This window comes from Klebsiella sp. 64 (assembly GCF_018223915.1).
Classification (GTDB): domain Bacteria; phylum Pseudomonadota; class Gammaproteobacteria; order Enterobacterales; family Enterobacteriaceae; genus Klebsiella; species Klebsiella pneumoniae.
In genome coordinates this window covers 22,009-38,491 of the sequence record NZ_JAGRQZ010000020.1, presented here as the reverse complement: position 1 = coordinate 38,491, position 16,483 = coordinate 22,009, and the positions used below count along the sequence as shown (strand labels likewise).

Here is a 16,483-nt window from a genome sequence, read left to right as displayed (position 1 = left end):
GTCGCCCGGCTGCGCAGCGCTGACCAGGGAAAGCCGCTATTTTTTCGGTCGATATTTTTCCGGCAGCGGCGGCACCGGGCGCCTGTCGTCCAGCAGATGGCGAATAGTGAGGATCGGGTGGCGCCAGAGCATCCGCGGCCCGGCCCAGCGCATAATCTGCTTCATCTCCTCGCGCTTCGCCGGCTGGTAGCAATGCACCGGACACTGCTTGCAGGCCGGTTTGTTCTCGCCAAACACGCACTTATCAAGGCGCTTGTCAGCGTAGGCGTTCAGCGCCTGATAGTGCGCATTATCGGCCTGCGCCTCGGGACAGCGCCGCTGGTAGAGGGCAATCATCCGCTGAATCGTCATTTTTTCCCGTTCGATACGCTTCCCCATCTCCCCGCCTTTCGTCTTTTTTAAGATGCATTTATCATACACCTTAATATCCATACCCGACCAGACTCACTGCTTCAGATGTTGAATCAACTGCAGGGCTGCCCCGGACAGAACCCCGAAATGGCTGTAGGCATAGAAATCCCGGATAAAAACGCTGCCCTCGAGCTCAAACGGGCGCAGCAGGCCAAGCGCTTCTTCGTGTCGGTAAACCGGGGCCGGCATCGACGTTAACAGATCGCTCTCGCACAGAAAGGCCTTAATGGCCGAGGATGAGGCGCACTCAATAACCGGTTGCGGACAGGGCAACTGCCGGGCGCGAAAGATATCCGCCAGGATGTTCATTGGCGTACTAGACGGCGGCGGCATGATCCACGGATAGTCCAGCATCGCCTCCAGGGTGACGTCTGCCGCCTGATGCAGCGGGTGGTGCTGCCTGGCGACGATGCAGATCCGGTCCTGCCAGTTAATTTTGCCCCGCACCACGATTTTCTCATCATGCGGTAAGGGGCCGCAGAGGGCGATATCGATGTCGTGCATCAGCAACAGCTTATACAGCTCGGAGTCAATGCGGTCGACGATCCGCAGATGGATCTGGGGATGGCGCTGATGGAAAGCCGCCAGCTTATCGATGAAATGGCTGGTCAGCAGACTGGAAACGCAGCCAATCCGCAGAATGCCTTTCCCGGCGCCGCGGATGAGCTCAATTTCCTCGCGCGCCTTTTGTTCGGTATTCAGCATCGTCAGCGCGTAGGGTAAAAAGGCGCTGCCATATTCGCTCAACGCCATGCCGTGCTTATGTCGTTCGAATAAGGATGCGCTCAGGTCCGCTTCCAGACTCAATAGCAGTCGGCTCAGTCCCGACTGGGTGATCCCCATTTTCTCTGCGGCCAGGGTCATATTGCCTTCGCGGGCGACGGTAATAAATGCCTGAATCTGCTTAAATTTCATTGGCATGATATTTACTCATTGAATAAACGGTTTTTGCATTTCCCCTGCGCCCTTTTTTAGCGAATAAATATCGCTATCAATACGCTCAAAAATCACCGGAACGCATACTTCAAAAGGATTTATTTATCTCACCACCCACGGCAAAACACATTTCTGAACCGAAGATAATTTATAATGAGAATATATCACCATGACACAGAACAATATTCTATTAATTTCAGGCGCTATATTACCGGTCATCATTACCGTCATCATCGGCTATATTAGCGGTAAACGAAAAGACTTTAACTGGCAGCAGGCAGGAGACATCAATAAAATTGTGATGCTCTACGCATTGCCGCTAAGTATTTTCAGTAATATGGTGATGACGCCGCGACACATCGTCATGACCATGGGCCCGGTCGCCGTGGCTATCATCCTGGCGCTGATTCTCAGCTTCGTCATTCCCTTACTGGTCGCCCGCTATCTGTTTCGACGCGACCTCGCCCTCAGTACGCTGCAGGCGCTGGCCATCGGCTCGCCGGCAGTCCCGTTTATCGGCACCTCAGTGCTGGCCTTTTTATTTGGCACCGTCAGCGCGTCGCTGATCACCGTGTCCAGCATCACGCAAAACGTCTTCCAGCTGCCGCTGGTGATGATACTGATGTCGGTCGCCACCGGCGATAAGAGCCAGCATATTTCCTTTGGCGCACGGGTGGTGAACGCCATTAAACAACCCGTGGTCTGGTCGCCGGTGATCGCCCTGATCATCGTGCTGGCGGATATCCATATTCCGCAGACTATCTCGATGTCGCTGGGTCTGCTGGGCAAAGCCTCTGGCGGGCTGGCGCTGTTTGCCGCCGGGATCGTGCTCTATACGCGCAGCATTGTTATCACCACCGCTACCATTATCACCGTTATCGCCCGCAATATTCTGGTCCCCGGCGCCTGCTATCTCATTTTATTAAAAATGGGCTTCAGCATGGAGCAAATAAAGGAAGTCGTATTGACGATGGCTATCCCGGTAGGCTCCATCGCGATAATTATTGCTATGCAGTATAAAACCGGCGAGCAGGAAATGGCCTCGACGATGGCGCTGAGTATTATTGCCTCCATCATTACGATGGGCGGATTTATTTTCTTAACCTTTTAATTACCGCGATTACACCGCGTGAATACGGAGAGAATATGGCCTCTATCACATTATCGGCTGCTGAACTGTTACTGCATCGGCTACAGGCGCTGGACGTGGCGTATATTTTTATCAACTCGGGCACCGATTATCCTCCAGTCATTGAAGCCTGGGCAAAGGCCCGGGCGACCGGGCAAAAGGTACCGGAGTTAGTGATCTGCCCGCATGAAAACGCCGCCATCGGCATGGCCCATGGCTATTACCTCGGCACCGGCAAGGTGCAGGCGGTGATGGTTCACACCAACGTCGGGCTAGCCAACGCCGCCTGCGGCGTCATCAATCTGGCGAACAGCAATATTCCGGTGCTGATTTTTGGCGGCCGCACGCCGATAAGCGAACATTCCCACTTCGGCTGCCGTAATACGCCGATTGGCTACGGCCAGGAGATGCGCGACCAGGCGGCGCTGATCCGCGAATCCGTGAAGTGGGATTTTGAACTGCGGCTGGCCGATCAGATCGGCGAGCATGTTGACCGGGCCTGGGCGATCGCCAGCTCCCTGCCGAAAGGGCCGGTCTACCTGAGCTTACCGCGTGAGCCACTGTGCGAAACCTTTGCCGTCGATGAGGCCGCGCTGCAGGCTGGCCCTTCGCAGCAGCCGGTCCGCTATGCGCCAGTCCGGGAAGATATCGCCCGTGCAGCCGAGGCAATCGCCTGCGCCAGACACCCGGTCATCTTCGCCCAGCGCGGCGCCCGAACGGCGGAAGGCTTTGCGCGCCTCGATAGTCTGGTGTGCGAATGGGCGATCCCTCTGGTGGAATACTGGGGCACCGAGGTGACCCTGAGCGCCGATAATCCCCTGCTCGCCGGGGCTGATCCCAGCGTCTGGCTCGCTGACGCCGATGTGATTCTGGTGGTCGACTCGCAGGCACCATGGATGATCGCCGAGGGCGACTGTCGCCAGGACTGCACCGTGATCCAGATGGGGCCCGATCCGCTCTTCTCCCGCTACCCGGTGCGCGGCTATCGCGCGGACATCAACCTGGCGGGCGAGACCGATGAAGTCTTCAGCCTGCTGGAAGAGGCGCTGCGCCCGCTGCAGGCCGCCCGCCAGCAGCATGTGGCGGAGCGGGCGGCATATACGCAGAGCCGCATCCAGCAACAGAAAAACCAGCGCGACGCGCTTCTCCATGCCAGCCAGACCGGGGCCATTACCAAACCCTGGCTCAGCTACTGCCTCGGCCATCTGGCTAATCAACACCGCGGCCGGATCGTTTCTGAACTGACCACGCTGCCGCAGTTTGCCGGACTGACCCATGCCGAGAGCTATTACCAGGAAGCGCTGGCCGGCGGCCTGGGCGAAGCCCTGCCCATCGCGCTGGGGCTGCAGCTTGCGCGCCGGGAAGAGCTGATTATTGCCGCCGTCGGCGACGGGTCGTACCTGTTCGCCAACCCTGCGGTCTGCCACCATATTGCGGAGGTAATGAAGCTTCCTGTCCTCGTCGTGGTCGGAAATAACGGCGGATGGGGCGCCGTCGCGGGCGGCACCAAAGCGCTCTACCCGGACGGCTACGCGGCCCGAGCGGAAACCATTCCGGCCACCGCCTTTACCATCTCGCCGGATTTCGCCGCGATCGCCGCCTCCAGCCGCGCGGCGGCCCTGTCGGTTTCCCGGGCCGAAGATCTCCCCGGCGTGCTGGAAGAAGCGGTATCCCTCATACGCACCCGCCGACAAAGCGTGCTGGTTGACGTGCAGTTAGCCCGCTAACGGTTTATCCTCCGGGCGCTTGTCGTCCGGAGGGGGTTGTCACCCCTTCTGGTCACCTTTATCCACATGGCCCAGCGGCTTCTCCGGGAAGCAGACATCGCGCACCCGGCGTTTCAGCTCGGCCGCATCCGGAAAACCGCCATCCTGCTTGCGCTCCCAGATCTGCTGACCGTCGACATCGATCGTGAAGATCCCGCCGGTCCCCGGCACCAGCGTCACCGAGGCGATGTCGGTGCTGAAGGTATGTAACAGCTCCTGCGCCATCCAGCTGGCGCGCAGCATCCAGTTGCACTGGGAACAGTAGGTGATGGTGATGGCCGCTTTTGAGTTCATCGTCGTCTCGCTAAGTCTGAAAGGGCAAATTGTAAACAAAGTGCAGTTTAAATGAAGAACACATGATTATTTTGTTGCAAACGATAATACCTATCATTACCATTCGCAATCAACAAATGGAGTAAGACCCTATCCGCAACGGAAAAGACGGAGCAACCTGCAACTCTGGAAGTAACGCGTGAGCCGATACTAATAACGATCAAGGCGTGGCGACTATGTACAAATCGACTCCGTCAGCAGCATGCTGTAAAAAACGCCTGCTGGTGACCTCTTTGTTTGCAGCAATTTATCAGTCTTCTGCCATCGCAGCAGATACTTCCGCCGTTAGCGGCGAGGCGGTGGATGACACCTCGGAACAAATGACCGTCACCGCCCCCGCGCCGGTGCAGAAAGCCGGTAGCGAACATAGCATCAGCGCCCGGGAGCTGGAGAATAAAGGCGCTAACGATTTCGGCTCAATCATGCGCTATGAGCCGCTCATCAGCGCCACCGGGGCCAGCGGCGGCTCCGGCAACGGCAAAAGCGGCTTCGACCGCGGAGGTTACACCGGCTACAACATTCGCGGTATGGAGAGCAACCGCGTAGGCATCGACGTGGACGGTATCGCGCAACCCAACGCCACCGGCCGCGGCTACGTCGGCCGCGCCGGGCTCAACACCTTCGGCATCGGCCGCGATTATATCGACCCGTATATGTACGGCAGCGTGGATATCCAGTCCGGCGCCACCTCGACGGAAACGGCCAACAACGCTATCGGGGGGAATGTCTCCTTCCGCCCGAAATCAGCGGATGATTACCTGCGCCCGGGCAAGACCAGCGCCTTCGGCTACCGCAGCGGTTACGACTCTGCGGATCGCAGCTGGCACAACGGGGTGACCGTCGCCGGCGGCGATGAGTTCCTGCGCGGGATTTTGGTCTATAGCCGCCGTGACGGCCAGGAAACCGAAAACAACAGCGGCACCGTCGACGCCTACCCGGCGAACTGGCACTCCGATGCTTTTCTGGCCTCCGGGATCTGGCAGCCTAACGATGAGCACAAGCTGACCAGCACCTTCGACTATTACCATAAAACCAACCACACCCACTACGATACCTGGGACTCCAGCGGCAACAGCACCATCGGCACCGCCAACCAGACCAGCCAGACCCGGCGCTGGGGCCTGAGCCTGAAGGATGACTGGACGCCGATGAACGACTACCTCGACAGCGTCTCCACAAAAATCTACTACCAGCATACCGAAGCCCATGACTGGACTTATATGCCGGACAGCGTCACCCGCAGAATGCAGACGGTGAACTCTAACTACGATACCGACACCTGGGGCCTGCAGACTGCGCTGGCGAAAACCCTGGGCCGCCACGATCTAAGCGCCGGTTTCAACGCCAGCACCAGCAAAACCCAGCGGCCGTTCAGCCAGTCGCCGATCCCCAGCGTTTACAGCGAGATCATGCAGCCGGAGGCAGACAGCCGCAGCTACACCCTCGGCGGCTTTGTCCAGGATAAGATCAACTTCGACCTTGATAGCCACAACTTCGCCATTATTCCCGGCGTGCGCGTGGTGCATCAATCGACTAAGCCGGAAAATCTGTCCGACCTTGCCGCCAACAGCAGCGTACTGAGCGAATCGTCGGTGGCGAATCTGTACGGCAAAAACAGCGATACCCAGGTTCTGCCGTCGTTGACCTTCCAGTACGACCTCACCCCGCGCCTGATGACCTACCTGCAGTACCAGCGCGGGGCGCAGTTCCCCAACGCCAGCCAGCTGTATGGCTCCTGGAACCTCGGCTCCAGCTACGCCGGCAGCCAGCAGTATGCCCTGATCGGCAATACCGATCTGAAGACGGAAACCAGCGATAATCTCGAGTGGGGGCTGAAGGGGGAAGTTACCGAAGGCATCACCCTGCGCACGGCGCTGTTCTACAACAGCTATAAGAACTTTATCGCCTATACCCGCTATACCCGCGCCAACAATCCGGGCCAGTTCACGAATGTGCCGTCGAACATCTACACCATTTATCAGGCGGAAAACCGCGATAAAGCCTATATCTACGGCGGTGAGATCAGCACTAAATTTAACTTTGGCACCTGGTTTGAGCAGGTGGACGGCCTGAGCGCCACCCTCGCCCTCGGCTATAGCGAAGGGAAATCGAAATCCAGCTACAGCGGCGATAAATACGTCGACCTCGACAGCGTGGCGCCAATGAAAGCCATCGTCGGCGTGGCGTGGGACGAGCCGGCGAAACGCTACGGCACCGCCCTGACGGCGACCTTTGTCAAAGGGAAACAGGCGACCGCCACCAACCGCGAAAGCTACAGCAACAGCGGATCCGCCATCACCGATGCCAGCAGCGACTATATGCGCGTGCCGGGCTACGGCATGCTGGACTGGACCGCGTACTGGCAGGTGGCGAAAAACGTGCGCCTCAATGGCGGGGTCTACAACCTCACCGATCGTAAATACTGGGATTACCTGAGCAGCCGCAATATCGAGACCGGCACCAACCAGGACGCCAACGATAAAGCGCTGGCGGTGATGCCGGGCCGCACCTGGCAGCTGGGCGTCAACGTCGACTTCTGATTGCCCGAATAATAACGCACCTGCCCCCGGCCCGCCGGCCGGGGATATTCATCGTCGAGAAGGATATGATTATGCCAAATGCACACCCTGACCTGTGGCAGCGCTACCAGGCCACCAAAGCGGCCAGTACCGCGAAATATGCCCGCGATATCGCCGCGGAAATGGGGATCAGCGAAGCCGAGCTGACCGCCGCCCGCCTCGGCCATGATGCCGTGCGCCTGAGCGATGACGCCCGGGCGCTGATTGCCGCCCTGGAGCGCGTCGGCGAAACCAAATGCATCTGCCGCAACGAGTATGCCGTGCATGAGCAGGTGGGCCAGTTCACGCACCAGCACCTCAGCGGCCACGCCGGGCTGGTGCTGAACCCGCGCGCGCTCGACCTGCGTCTGTTCCTCAGCCAGTGGGCCAGCGCCTTCCATCTGAACGATAATGGCCGTCAGAGCATCCAGTTTTTCGACCACCACGGCGACGCCCTGCTGAAAGTCTATGCGACCACGCAGACCGACATGGCGGCCTGGGAGACCCTGATCGAGGAATATCGGGTGGCGGCGCCGGCACCGCTGACCCTGCGCCCGCTGGAGCCGGTGAAATATGCCGATACCGCCGACGGCGCCGCCCTGGAGAACGACTGGCGCGCGATGACCGACGTTCACCAGTTCTTCGGTCTGCTGCGTAAATATCAGCTTTCCCGCCAGCAGGCCTTCCGTCTGGTGAGCGACGACCTCGCCTGCCGCGTGGATCGCCATGCGCTGCCGTCGCTGCTGGAGACGGTGCGCCAGGAGGGCAATGAAATCATGATTTTCGTCGGCAATCGCGGCTGCGTGCAGATCTTTACCGGCGCCCTGGAAAAGCTGGCCCCCATGCGCGGCTGGCTGAATATCTTCAATACTACTTTTACCCTGCATCTGCGCGAAGAGAGCCTCGATGAAGTGTGGGTGACCCGCAAGCCGACTTCGGACGGACACGTCACCAGCGTCGAACTGTTCGCCAAAGACGGCACCCAGATTGCCCAGCTCTACGGCCAGCGCAGCGAGGGGCACCCCGAGCAGACGCAATGGCGCCAGCAGGTAGACCGCCTGACCCGTGAAGGGCAGCCCGCATGATGCGCTGGTTACTGCTCTTGATCGCTTTCCCGCTGCTGAGCCACGCCGCCGTTGAGCGGCTCGTCACCCTCGGCGGAGATGTCACTGAGATCGTTTATGCCCTTCACGCGGAGGAGAGCCTGGTGGCGCGGGACAGCACCAGCAGCTGGCCCCCGGCGGCGCAAAAGTTGCCGGACGTCGGCTACCTGCGACAGCTGAACGCCGAGGGGATCCTCGCGTTACGCCCGCAGCTGGTGTTAGCGAGCGCCCAGGCGCAGCCCTCGCTGGTCTTACACAAAGTGCAGGCGAGCGGGGTGAAGGTGGTGAACGTGCCGGGCGGCGAAAGTCTGTCCGCGATCGATAACAAAGTGGCTGTCATTGCCGAAGCGTTAGGCAAAACGGCGGCAGGCGACGCGCTGCGCCAGCAGCTTCAGCAGCAGATCGCCGCCATTCCAACGCAGCCGGTTGCTAAGCGGGTGCTGTTTATTCTCAGCCACGGCGGAATGAATACCCTGGTGGCCGGACAGCATACCGCGGCCGATGGCGCCATTCGCGCCGCCGGATTGCAGAACGCGATGCAGGGCTTCGACCACTATCGCGCCATGTCGCAGGAAGGGGTCGCCGCCAGCCAGGCGGATCTGGTGGTGATCTCCGCCGATGGTCTCAAAGGGATGGGCGGCGAAGCCGGGCTGTGGAAACTGCCCGGCCTGGCGCAGACCCCGGCGGGGCGTCATAAACAGCTGCTGACGATCGACGATATGGCCCTGCTGGGCTTCGGGCCGCGCACACCGCAGGCGATAATCGCGCTGCGAAACAAAGCGGAGCAGTTGCCCTGATGCGCCCTGCCCTCGCTCGCCGTTTGCTGCTGATGACGCTACTGCTGGTCTCCCTGACGTTGTTTGCCACCACCCTCGGCGCCATGCGCTTGCCGCTGGTCAACCTGCTGCCTTCCGGGGATGACATGCTGCGCCATATCTGGCTGACCATCCGTCTGCCGCGGGTGCTGCTGGCCCTACTGGTGGGCGCGGCGCTGGCCCTCTCCGGCTGCGTGATGCAGGGGCTGTTTCGCAACCCGCTTGCCGACCCGGGCCTGCTGGGCATCAGCAGCGGCGCCGCGCTGGCGGTGGCCAGCTGGCTAGTGCTCCCGTTCTCCGCTGCGGGGCTGATCGCTCTGTATATGCCGATGCTGGCGGCGTTTATTGGCAGCCTGGCGGTGATGGTGGTGATTTTCATCCTCAGTCGGGCGGAGGAGGGTTCGCTGTCGCGCCTGCTGCTGGTGGGGATCGCCATCAACGCGCTGTGCGGCGCGCTGGTCGGCGTCCTGTCCTGGCTGAGCAATGACGCCCAGCTGCGCCAGCTGTCGCTGTGGGGAATGGGCAGTCTGGGCCAGGCCGAATGGCCGACGCTGCTGGTGGCCGCGACCTTGATTATCCCTGCGGCGCTGGCGGTGTGGTGGATGGCGTCCCGCCTCAATCTGCTGCAGCTTGGCGATGAAGAGGCGCACTATCTCGGGGTCAACGTGCAGGCGCTGCAGCGCTGGCTGCTGCTGTGCAGCGCGGTCCTGGTGGCCGTCGCGGTGGCCATCAGCGGAGTCATCGGCTTTATCGGCCTGGTGGTGCCGCACCTGATGCGCCTGTGGCTGGGACCGGACCATCGCGGACTGATCCCCGGCTCGCTGCTGGCCGGCGCGATCCTGCTTCTGCTGGCCGACACCCTGGCCCGCACCGTGGCGGCGCCGGCGGAGATACCGGTCGGTCTGCTCACCAGCCTGCTGGGCGCCCCCTGGTTTCTGTGGCTGGTCTTTCGTCGGGAGAACTCCAGACATGGTTAATGAATACTGCGCCCAGGGGCTGTCACTTCACCTTGGTAAACGACAGATTATCGACAACGTCTCCGTCGCGCTGCGCGGAGGCGAGATGACGGCGCTTATCGGGCCGAACGGCGCCGGGAAATCCACTCTGCTGCGCCTGTTGACCGGCTATCTGACTCCGGACAGCGGCACCCGCCATCTTGCAGGCAAGCCGCTGGAAGCCTGGTCCCCCGAGGCGCTGTCGCGCCGGCGGGCGGTCATGCTGCAGCGAACGGCCCTGCAGGCCGACTGGACGGTGGAAACGGTCATTGCCATGGGACGCTCACCGTGGGGCGCGACGGCGGATCCGGCGGTGCTGGCGGCGGTGATGGCCGTCACCGGCTGCGATGGCCTTGCCGGTCGCCGCTATCCCGGCCTCTCCGGCGGCGAGCAGCAGCGGGTGCAGCTGGCCCGCTGTCTGGCGCAGCTATGGCGCGACGGCGCGCCGCAGGGCTGGCTGTTTCTCGATGAGCCCACCTCGGCGCTGGACCTTTACTATCAGCAGCACCTGCTGCGCTTGCTCAAACGGCTCACCGCCGGCGGGCAACTGCACGTCTGCGTGGTGCTGCATGACCTTAACCTCGCCGCCCTGTGGGCCGACCGCATCCTGCTGCTCCACCAGGGACATCTGGTCGCCCAGGGCACGCCGCAGGAGGTGATCCAGCAGCCGGTTATCCATCGCTGGTACGGGGCGGATGTCCGCCTCGTCCAGCACCCGGACAACGCGGTCCCCCAGGTTTATCTGGCGCCGTAACCCCCCGCGCGGCGCAACTGGAATCCGGATCGCGCCGCGCGCTTTCGTCGGTTTCCCTCACCTGCCCATCTCCGTTATTATGTCTCATCCATGTGATAACGACGAAAACTACAAAATCGCAGCCATTTAAAATCAGGGATCTGGATAACACCCCATGAGCACAATTGACAATCTCGACGCCCACACGCCGATGATGCAGCAGTATCTCAAGCTAAAGGCGCAACATCCTGACATTCTGCTGTTTTACCGGATGGGGGATTTTTACGAGCTATTTTATGACGATGCGAAACGCGCCTCGCAGCTGCTCGATATCTCGCTGACCAAGCGCGGCGCCTCCGCGGGCGAACCGATACCCATGGCCGGCATCCCCCACCACGCCGTAGAGAACTACCTCGCCAAACTGGTCAATCAGGGCGAGTCGGTGGCCATTTGCGAGCAGATTGGCGACCCGGCCACCACCAAGGGGCCGGTCGAGCGTAAAGTGGTGCGTATCGTCACCCCGGGCACCATTAGCGATGAAGCGCTGCTGCAGGAGCGCCAGGACAACCTGCTGGCCGCCATCTGGCAGGACAGCAAAGGCTTCGGCTACGCGACGCTGGATATCAGCTCCGGGCGCTTTCGTCTGAGCGAACCGGCCGACCGCGAAACCATGGCGGCAGAGCTGCAGCGCACCAACCCGGCGGAACTGCTGTATGCGGAAGATTTTGCCGAATCGTCGCTGATCGAGGGCCGCCGCGGTCTGCGCCGTCGCCCGCTGTGGGAATTTGAAATCGACACCGCGCGCCAGCAGCTAAACCTGCAGTTCGGCACCCGCGATCTGGTCGGCTTCGGCGTCGAAAACGCCCCGCGCGGCCTGTGCGCCGCCGGCTGCCTGCTGCAGTATGTCAAAGACACCCAGCGTACCTCGCTGCCGCACATCCGCTCCATCACCATGGAACGCCAGCAGGACAGCATCATTATGGATGCCGCCACCCGCCGTAACCTCGAGATCACCCAGAATCTGGCCGGCGGCACCGACAACACCCTGGCCTCGGTACTCGACTGTACGGTGACGCCGATGGGTAGCCGGATGCTCAAGCGCTGGCTGCATATGCCGGTCCGCGATACCGCCGTGCTGGTGGAGCGCCAGCAGACCATCGGCGCGCTGCAGGAGCGCTATACCGAGCTGCAGCCGGTGCTGCGCCAGGTCGGCGATCTGGAGCGTATTCTGGCGCGTCTGGCGCTGCGTACCGCCCGGCCGCGCGATCTTGCCCGCATGCGTCATGCCCTGCAGCAACTGCCTCTGCTGCGTGAGCTGCTGGCCGACATTGACAGTCAGCCGGTGCAAAAATTGCGCGAGAAAATGGGCGAGTTCACCGAACTGCGCGAACTGCTGGAGCGCGCGGTGATCGACGCCCCGCCGGTGTTGGTCCGCGACGGCGGAGTCATCGCCCCGGGCTATAGCGAAGAGCTGGACGAGTGGCGGGCGCTGGCCGATGGCGCCACCGATTATCTCGATAAGCTGGAGATCCGCGAGCGCGAGCGGCTGGGCCTCGATACCCTGAAAGTCGGCTACAACGCCGTCCACGGCTACTACATCCAGATCAGCCGCGGCCAGAGCCACCTCGCGCCGATCCACTACGTGCGCCGCCAGACGCTGAAAAACGCCGAACGCTACATTATTCCTGAGCTGAAGGAATACGAAGATAAGGTGCTGACCTCCAAGGGCAAAGCGCTGGCGCTGGAAAAACAGCTTTATGACGAACTGTTCGACCTGCTGCTGCCGCATCTCGCCGATCTGCAAACCAGCGCCAGCGCGCTGGCCGAGCTGGACGTGCTGGTCAACCTGGCAGAACGTGCGGAAACCCTGAACTACTGCTGCCCGACCTTTAGCGATAAGCCAGGCATTCGCATTAGCGAAGGCCGCCATCCGGTGGTCGAGCAGGTGCTGAAAGAGCCGTTTATCGCTAACCCGCTGCAGCTGGCGCCGCAGCGGCGGATGCTGATCATTACCGGGCCGAACATGGGCGGTAAAAGTACCTATATGCGCCAGACCGCGCTGATTGCGCTACTGGCCTATATCGGCAGCTACGTCCCGGCGCAGAAAGTAGAAATTGGCCCCATCGATCGCATCTTCACCCGCGTCGGCGCGGCGGATGACCTGGCCAGCGGCCGCTCGACCTTTATGGTGGAGATGACTGAAACCGCCAATATCCTGCACAATGCCACCGAGCATAGCCTGGTGCTGATGGATGAGATTGGCCGCGGCACGTCCACCTACGATGGGCTATCGCTGGCGTGGGCCTGTGCGGAAAATCTGGCCAACAAAATCAAGGCGCTGACCCTGTTCGCCACCCACTACTTCGAGCTCACCCAGCTGCCGGAGAAAATGGAAGGCGTCGCCAACGTCCACCTCGACGCGCTGGAGCACGGCGATACCATCGCCTTTATGCACAGCGTGCAGGACGGCGCGGCCAGCAAGAGCTATGGCCTGGCGGTCGCCGCGCTGGCGGGGGTGCCGAAAGAGGTGATCAAGCGCGCGCGGCAGAAACTGCGCGAGCTGGAGAGTATCTCGCCCAACGCGGCGGCGACCCAGGTCGACGGCACGCAGATGTCGCTACTCGCCGCCCCGGAAGAGACCTCGCCTGCGGTTGAGGCGCTGGAGAATCTTGATCCGGACTCCCTGACCCCGCGTCAGGCGCTGGAGTGGATCTACCGTCTGAAAAGCCTGGTCTAGCCACCCATTAAGGTGAAAAACGGCAGCGCTGTGAAGCGCTGCCGTTTTAGTAAACAAAAAAATGGGTGCTAGAGGATGCGTCCTGACAACCCATACGCGGGGTTGCCCCCGCGCGGATGCTACTTCTCCGATTCGTAAGCGAGAACAGCTTTAAACTCAATATTACGCTCTTTAATACTCAGCTCGCATAGTGAGCTGTGCACCAACAGCGTAAATCCCAGTACCGTAATACAGAGTACGATGATTGCCACAAGGGCATATTTTGTCAGCATATCTTGCCTCCCTGCAAAGAAGAGACTAACATCTGAATTGTCTATGTTCATTCGCTAGCCTCAGTTGATAGAAATATCTCCTGGGGCTTTCGTCTGTCTGGGGTCCTGGTAATGCTCAAGGCCAGACAGCCTCAAGCACCCGCCGCAATTCTACACTCGTCAGGGCGTGAAATTTATCTGCAAGGAATTAATCAGACGAATTTTATAATAATCTGGATGCAGGCTCGCAAAGTCATCCCGGTATATTAAACCTTCACGTAATTTTTTAATTTAATGAAAAAATAATTTCCATAATTGTACTAAATATAAAAAAGGCCCGACTTAGCGGGCCCCTTTCATTAACGCTTATCTTCCGGCAATAGCGGCGGTACGTGCGGCACCTGCGGCGCCTCATCGATATCTTTCTGCGTCATGCGGAACGCTTCCGGATAGTGTTCGCGGCTGGTGCGGCGCAGCGGCTCGGTATCTCGCCAGGTGTAAAGACAGTGCTGGCACTGATACACGGTCCAGACCCCTTTCACCGGCGAGGTCGCCATGACTTCAATCTTTTCATCGGCGCAACGTGGACAAATCATCTTCTTCTCCTTATTTACGGTTGGCCAGCATAGCGGTCAGTTTTTCAGCCCAGGCTTTGGTTTCCGGCAGATCCTGCACCGGCTGGCTGTAGTGACCGCGAAGGTCCGGCGCAACCGGGGTGGTGGCGTCGATAATCAGTTTGTCGGTAATGCCTGCCGGGCTGGAGCCTGGGTCAAGTTCAAGGACCGACATGTTCGGCAACTGCACCAGGTCTCCCGCCGGGTTAACCTTCGAGGAGAGCGCCCACATCACCTGCGGCAGGTTGAACGGGTCGACGTCTTCATCAACCATGATCACCATCTTCACATAGCCGAGGCCGTGGGGAGTGGTCATCGCCCGCAGGCCCACCGCGCGGGCAAAACCGCCGTAGCGTTTTTTGGTGGAGATGATCGCCAGCAGACCATGGGTGTACATGGCGTTGACCGCCTGCACTTCCGGAAATTCGGCCTTCAGCTGCTGATACAGCGGTACGCAGGTCGCCGGGCCCATCAGATAGTCAATCTCGGTCCACGGCATACCGAGGTAGAGCGATTCAAAAATCGGTTTGCTGCGATAAGAGACTTTGTCGATACGCACTACCGTCATGTTACGACCGCCGGAGTAGTGACCGGTAAATTCACCGAACGGCCCCTCGATCTCACGCTTACGCCCTTCAATGACCCCTTCGAGGATCACTTCCGAACCCCAGGGCACGTCAAAGCCGGTCAGCGGCGCGGTAGCGATGGGATACGGGCTCTCGCGCAGCGCGCCAGCCATCTCATATTCAGACTGATCGTATTTCAGCGGCGTGGCGCCCATCAGGGTAATAATCGGGTCGTTACCGAGGGTAATGGCGATCGGCAGATCTTCCCCACGCTCTTCCGCTTTGTGCAGATGCAGCGCGATATCGTGCATCGGTACCGGCTGCAGGCCGAGCTTGCGCTTGCCTTTCACTTCCATGCGGTAGATACCGACGTTTTGCTTACCGAAGTTATCTTTATCCAGCGGATCGCGTGAAACGACACAGGCTTTATCGAGGTAGAAACCGCCGTCACCATCGTTGAGGCGGAACAGCGGCAGAATATCGAACAGGTTGATATCATCGCCATCAACAGTATTTTCTGCCCACGCCGGGTTGGCGCGGCGCTCTGGCGTCACCGGGAAGTTATCCCAGCGGCGAATGAACTCATCAATCTGCTTTTTCACCGGCGTGTTAGGCGGCAGGCCCAGCGAGATGGCATGGTTCTGCCACGAGCCGATGGTGTTCATCGTCACGCGAGCGTCGTTAAAGCCGCGAATATTATCGAACCACAGCGCCGGGGCACCGTCGCCGATGCGTCCGGTCGCATTGGCGGCCGCCGCCAGATCGGGCTCAGCGTTCACCTCTTCACTGATTTTCAGCAGTTGTCCCTGGTCATCCAGCGCCTGCAAAAAGCTGCGCAAATCATCAAAAGCCATTATTCGATCTCCTGTGCAAATTGTTCTGCCGTGCGCAAGCCGTTCCAGCGGCGCGCTTTGTGATAGTCGAGGCCAAACTGATCCAGCACCCGGGTGACGATATGATTGGTGATATCGTCAACCGTCTCCGGGTGGTTGTAGTAAGCTGGCATCGGCGGGACCATCGCCACGCCCATGCGGGACAGCGCCAGCATGTTCTCCAGATGGATCGTGCTGAGCGGCATTTCCCGCGGGACCAACACCAGCTTGCGCCCCTCTTTGAGCACCACGTCCGCCGCGCGGCCCACCAGCCCTTCGGCATAACCCGCGCGAATGCCTGCAAGCGTTTTCATACTGCAGGGAATAACGATCATGCCGTCGGTACGAAATGAACCGGATGAGATGGTGGCGGCCTGGTCTGCCGGGCTGTGGGAAAAGTCCGCCAGCGCGGCCACTTCGCGCGCCGTCCAGGGCGTTTCCAGTTCGATGGTGGTTTTGGCCCATTTCGACATCACCAGATGGGTTTCCACCTCCGGCATATCGCGCAGCGCCTGCAGCAATGCCACCCCAAGCGGTGCCCCGGTGGCCCCCGTCATCCCAATAATCAGTTTCATTCCAGACCTCATTACTTTTGTTCGTGTACGAACTTTATATTTAAACTACCCCCTCCAGCCCTTATTGGCAAGATCGTTCGTATACGTGC

15 protein-coding genes are annotated in these 16,483 nt (G+C 60.2%); 8 read left to right on the top strand and 7 right to left on the bottom strand.

The annotated features are described in order from the left end of the window. Window positions 1-36 precede the first annotated feature (36 nt). Together KHQ23_RS15655 and KHQ23_RS15650 are read right to left on the bottom strand one after the other, a co-directional pair. Complete coding sequence (locus KHQ23_RS15655; RefSeq protein ID WP_004900121.1) at window positions 37-378, bottom strand: nitrous oxide-stimulated promoter family protein; 342 nt, start codon at window positions 376-378, stop codon at window positions 37-39. Window positions 379-444: 66 nt separating this feature from the next. Further along, window positions 445-1,332, bottom strand: coding sequence for a LysR family transcriptional regulator (locus KHQ23_RS15650; protein ID WP_004151056.1), 888 nt, complete (start codon window positions 1,330-1,332; stop codon window positions 445-447). 184 nt (window positions 1,333-1,516) lie between these two features. Here KHQ23_RS15650 and KHQ23_RS15645 point away from each other — a divergent pair, with 184 nt between their 5' ends. Together KHQ23_RS15645 and KHQ23_RS15640 are read left to right on the top strand one after the other, a co-directional pair. Further along, a complete protein-coding gene (locus KHQ23_RS15645; protein WP_002915041.1) occupies window positions 1,517-2,458 on the top strand; it encodes an AEC family transporter in 942 nt (313 codons plus the stop codon). Window positions 2,459-2,493: 35 nt separating this feature from the next. Next, entirely contained in the window at window positions 2,494-4,203 is a 1,710-nt protein-coding gene (locus tag KHQ23_RS15640) for a thiamine pyrophosphate-requiring protein (RefSeq protein WP_032434974.1), read from the top strand. A gap of 39 nt (window positions 4,204-4,242) precedes the next feature. On the opposite strand, the gene KHQ23_RS15635 is transcribed toward KHQ23_RS15640, so the two are convergent. After that, complete coding sequence (locus KHQ23_RS15635; RefSeq protein ID WP_002915045.1) at window positions 4,243-4,536, bottom strand: SelT/SelW/SelH family protein; 294 nt, start codon at window positions 4,534-4,536, stop codon at window positions 4,243-4,245. 215 nt (window positions 4,537-4,751) lie between these two features. On the opposite strand from KHQ23_RS15635, the gene KHQ23_RS15630 reads away from it, so the two are divergent. The 6 genes from KHQ23_RS15630 (at window position 4,752) to mutS (ending at window position 13,516) form a co-directional block, all read left to right on the top strand. Further along, window positions 4,752-7,115 (top strand): TonB-dependent receptor domain-containing protein, encoded by a 2,364-nt coding sequence (locus KHQ23_RS15630; RefSeq protein WP_032434976.1) that lies wholly within the window; start codon window positions 4,752-4,754, stop codon window positions 7,113-7,115. Between the two features lie 71 nt (window positions 7,116-7,186). Then, the gene (locus tag KHQ23_RS15625) at window positions 7,187-8,218 is read left to right on the top strand and encodes a hemin-degrading factor (protein ID WP_032434978.1); all 1,032 of its coding nucleotides are present in this window, start codon (window positions 7,187-7,189) and stop codon (window positions 8,216-8,218) included. Further along, entirely contained in the window at window positions 8,215-9,033 is an 819-nt protein-coding gene (locus tag KHQ23_RS15620; protein WP_004181072.1) for a hemin ABC transporter substrate-binding protein, read from the top strand. Before KHQ23_RS15625 ends, KHQ23_RS15620 begins: the two co-directional genes overlap by 4 nt. After that, on the top strand, window positions 9,033-10,028 hold the full coding sequence (locus KHQ23_RS15615; protein WP_004174663.1) for an iron ABC transporter permease: 996 nt from the start codon (window positions 9,033-9,035) through the stop codon (window positions 10,026-10,028). The genes KHQ23_RS15620 and KHQ23_RS15615 overlap by 1 nt, the downstream gene beginning before the upstream one ends. Beyond that, on the top strand, window positions 10,021-10,800 hold the full coding sequence (locus KHQ23_RS15610) for a heme ABC transporter ATP-binding protein (protein WP_004149516.1): 780 nt from the start codon (window positions 10,021-10,023) through the stop codon (window positions 10,798-10,800). The genes KHQ23_RS15615 and KHQ23_RS15610 overlap by 8 nt, the downstream gene beginning before the upstream one ends. A gap of 154 nt (window positions 10,801-10,954) precedes the next feature. Then, a complete protein-coding gene (gene mutS, locus KHQ23_RS15605; protein WP_032434980.1) occupies window positions 10,955-13,516 on the top strand; it encodes a DNA mismatch repair protein MutS in 2,562 nt (853 codons plus the stop codon). 119 nt (window positions 13,517-13,635) lie between these two features. Here mutS and KHQ23_RS15600 read toward each other — a convergent pair whose 3' ends face one another. The 4 genes from KHQ23_RS15600 to KHQ23_RS15585 all read right to left on the bottom strand — a co-directional run bounded on the left by KHQ23_RS15600 (window position 13,636) and on the right by KHQ23_RS15585 (window position 16,394). Next, on the bottom strand, window positions 13,636-13,788 hold the full coding sequence (locus tag KHQ23_RS15600) for a Hok/Gef family protein (protein WP_021440632.1): 153 nt from the start codon (window positions 13,786-13,788) through the stop codon (window positions 13,636-13,638). Between the two features lie 338 nt (window positions 13,789-14,126). Next, complete coding sequence (locus KHQ23_RS15595) at window positions 14,127-14,363, bottom strand: non-oxidative hydroxyarylic acid decarboxylases subunit D (RefSeq protein ID WP_002915098.1); 237 nt, start codon at window positions 14,361-14,363, stop codon at window positions 14,127-14,129. Between the two features lie 10 nt (window positions 14,364-14,373). Then, the gene (locus KHQ23_RS15590) at window positions 14,374-15,801 is read right to left on the bottom strand and encodes a non-oxidative hydroxyarylic acid decarboxylases subunit C (protein ID WP_004151060.1); all 1,428 of its coding nucleotides are present in this window, start codon (window positions 15,799-15,801) and stop codon (window positions 14,374-14,376) included. Further along, entirely contained in the window at window positions 15,801-16,394 is a 594-nt protein-coding gene (locus KHQ23_RS15585; protein ID WP_002915099.1) for a non-oxidative hydroxyarylic acid decarboxylases subunit B, read from the bottom strand. Before KHQ23_RS15585 ends, KHQ23_RS15590 begins: the two co-directional genes overlap by 1 nt. Between the last annotated feature and the right edge of the window lie 89 nt (window positions 16,395-16,483).

What these genes read in the sequence shown, in the direction of transcription:
- KHQ23_RS15655 (WP_004900121.1), bottom strand. Translation starts at nt 378, where the DNA reads ATGGGGAAGCGTATCGAACGGGAAAAAATGACGATTCAGCGGATGATT.
- KHQ23_RS15650 (WP_004151056.1), bottom strand. Translation starts at nt 1,332, where the DNA reads ATGCCAATGAAATTTAAGCAGATTCAGGCATTTATTACCGTCGCCCGC.
- KHQ23_RS15645 (WP_002915041.1), top strand. Translation starts at nt 1,517, where the DNA reads ATGACACAGAACAATATTCTATTAATTTCAGGCGCTATATTACCGGTC.
- KHQ23_RS15640 (WP_032434974.1), top strand. Translation starts at nt 2,494, where the DNA reads ATGGCCTCTATCACATTATCGGCTGCTGAACTGTTACTGCATCGGCTA.
- KHQ23_RS15635 (WP_002915045.1), bottom strand. Translation starts at nt 4,536, where the DNA reads ATGAACTCAAAAGCGGCCATCACCATCACCTACTGTTCCCAGTGCAAC.
- KHQ23_RS15630 (WP_032434976.1), top strand. Translation starts at nt 4,752, where the DNA reads ATGTACAAATCGACTCCGTCAGCAGCATGCTGTAAAAAACGCCTGCTG.
- KHQ23_RS15625 (WP_032434978.1), top strand. Translation starts at nt 7,187, where the DNA reads ATGCCAAATGCACACCCTGACCTGTGGCAGCGCTACCAGGCCACCAAA.
- KHQ23_RS15620 (WP_004181072.1), top strand. Translation starts at nt 8,215, where the DNA reads ATGATGCGCTGGTTACTGCTCTTGATCGCTTTCCCGCTGCTGAGCCAC.
- KHQ23_RS15615 (WP_004174663.1), top strand. Translation starts at nt 9,033, where the DNA reads ATGCGCCCTGCCCTCGCTCGCCGTTTGCTGCTGATGACGCTACTGCTG.
- KHQ23_RS15610 (WP_004149516.1), top strand. Translation starts at nt 10,021, where the DNA reads ATGGTTAATGAATACTGCGCCCAGGGGCTGTCACTTCACCTTGGTAAA.
- mutS (WP_032434980.1), top strand. Translation starts at nt 10,955, where the DNA reads ATGAGCACAATTGACAATCTCGACGCCCACACGCCGATGATGCAGCAG.
- KHQ23_RS15600 (WP_021440632.1), bottom strand. Translation starts at nt 13,788, where the DNA reads ATGCTGACAAAATATGCCCTTGTGGCAATCATCGTACTCTGTATTACG.
- KHQ23_RS15595 (WP_002915098.1), bottom strand. Translation starts at nt 14,363, where the DNA reads ATGATTTGTCCACGTTGCGCCGATGAAAAGATTGAAGTCATGGCGACC.
- KHQ23_RS15590 (WP_004151060.1), bottom strand. Translation starts at nt 15,801, where the DNA reads ATGGCTTTTGATGATTTGCGCAGCTTTTTGCAGGCGCTGGATGACCAG.
- KHQ23_RS15585 (WP_002915099.1), bottom strand. Translation starts at nt 16,394, where the DNA reads ATGAAACTGATTATTGGGATGACGGGGGCCACCGGGGCACCGCTTGGG.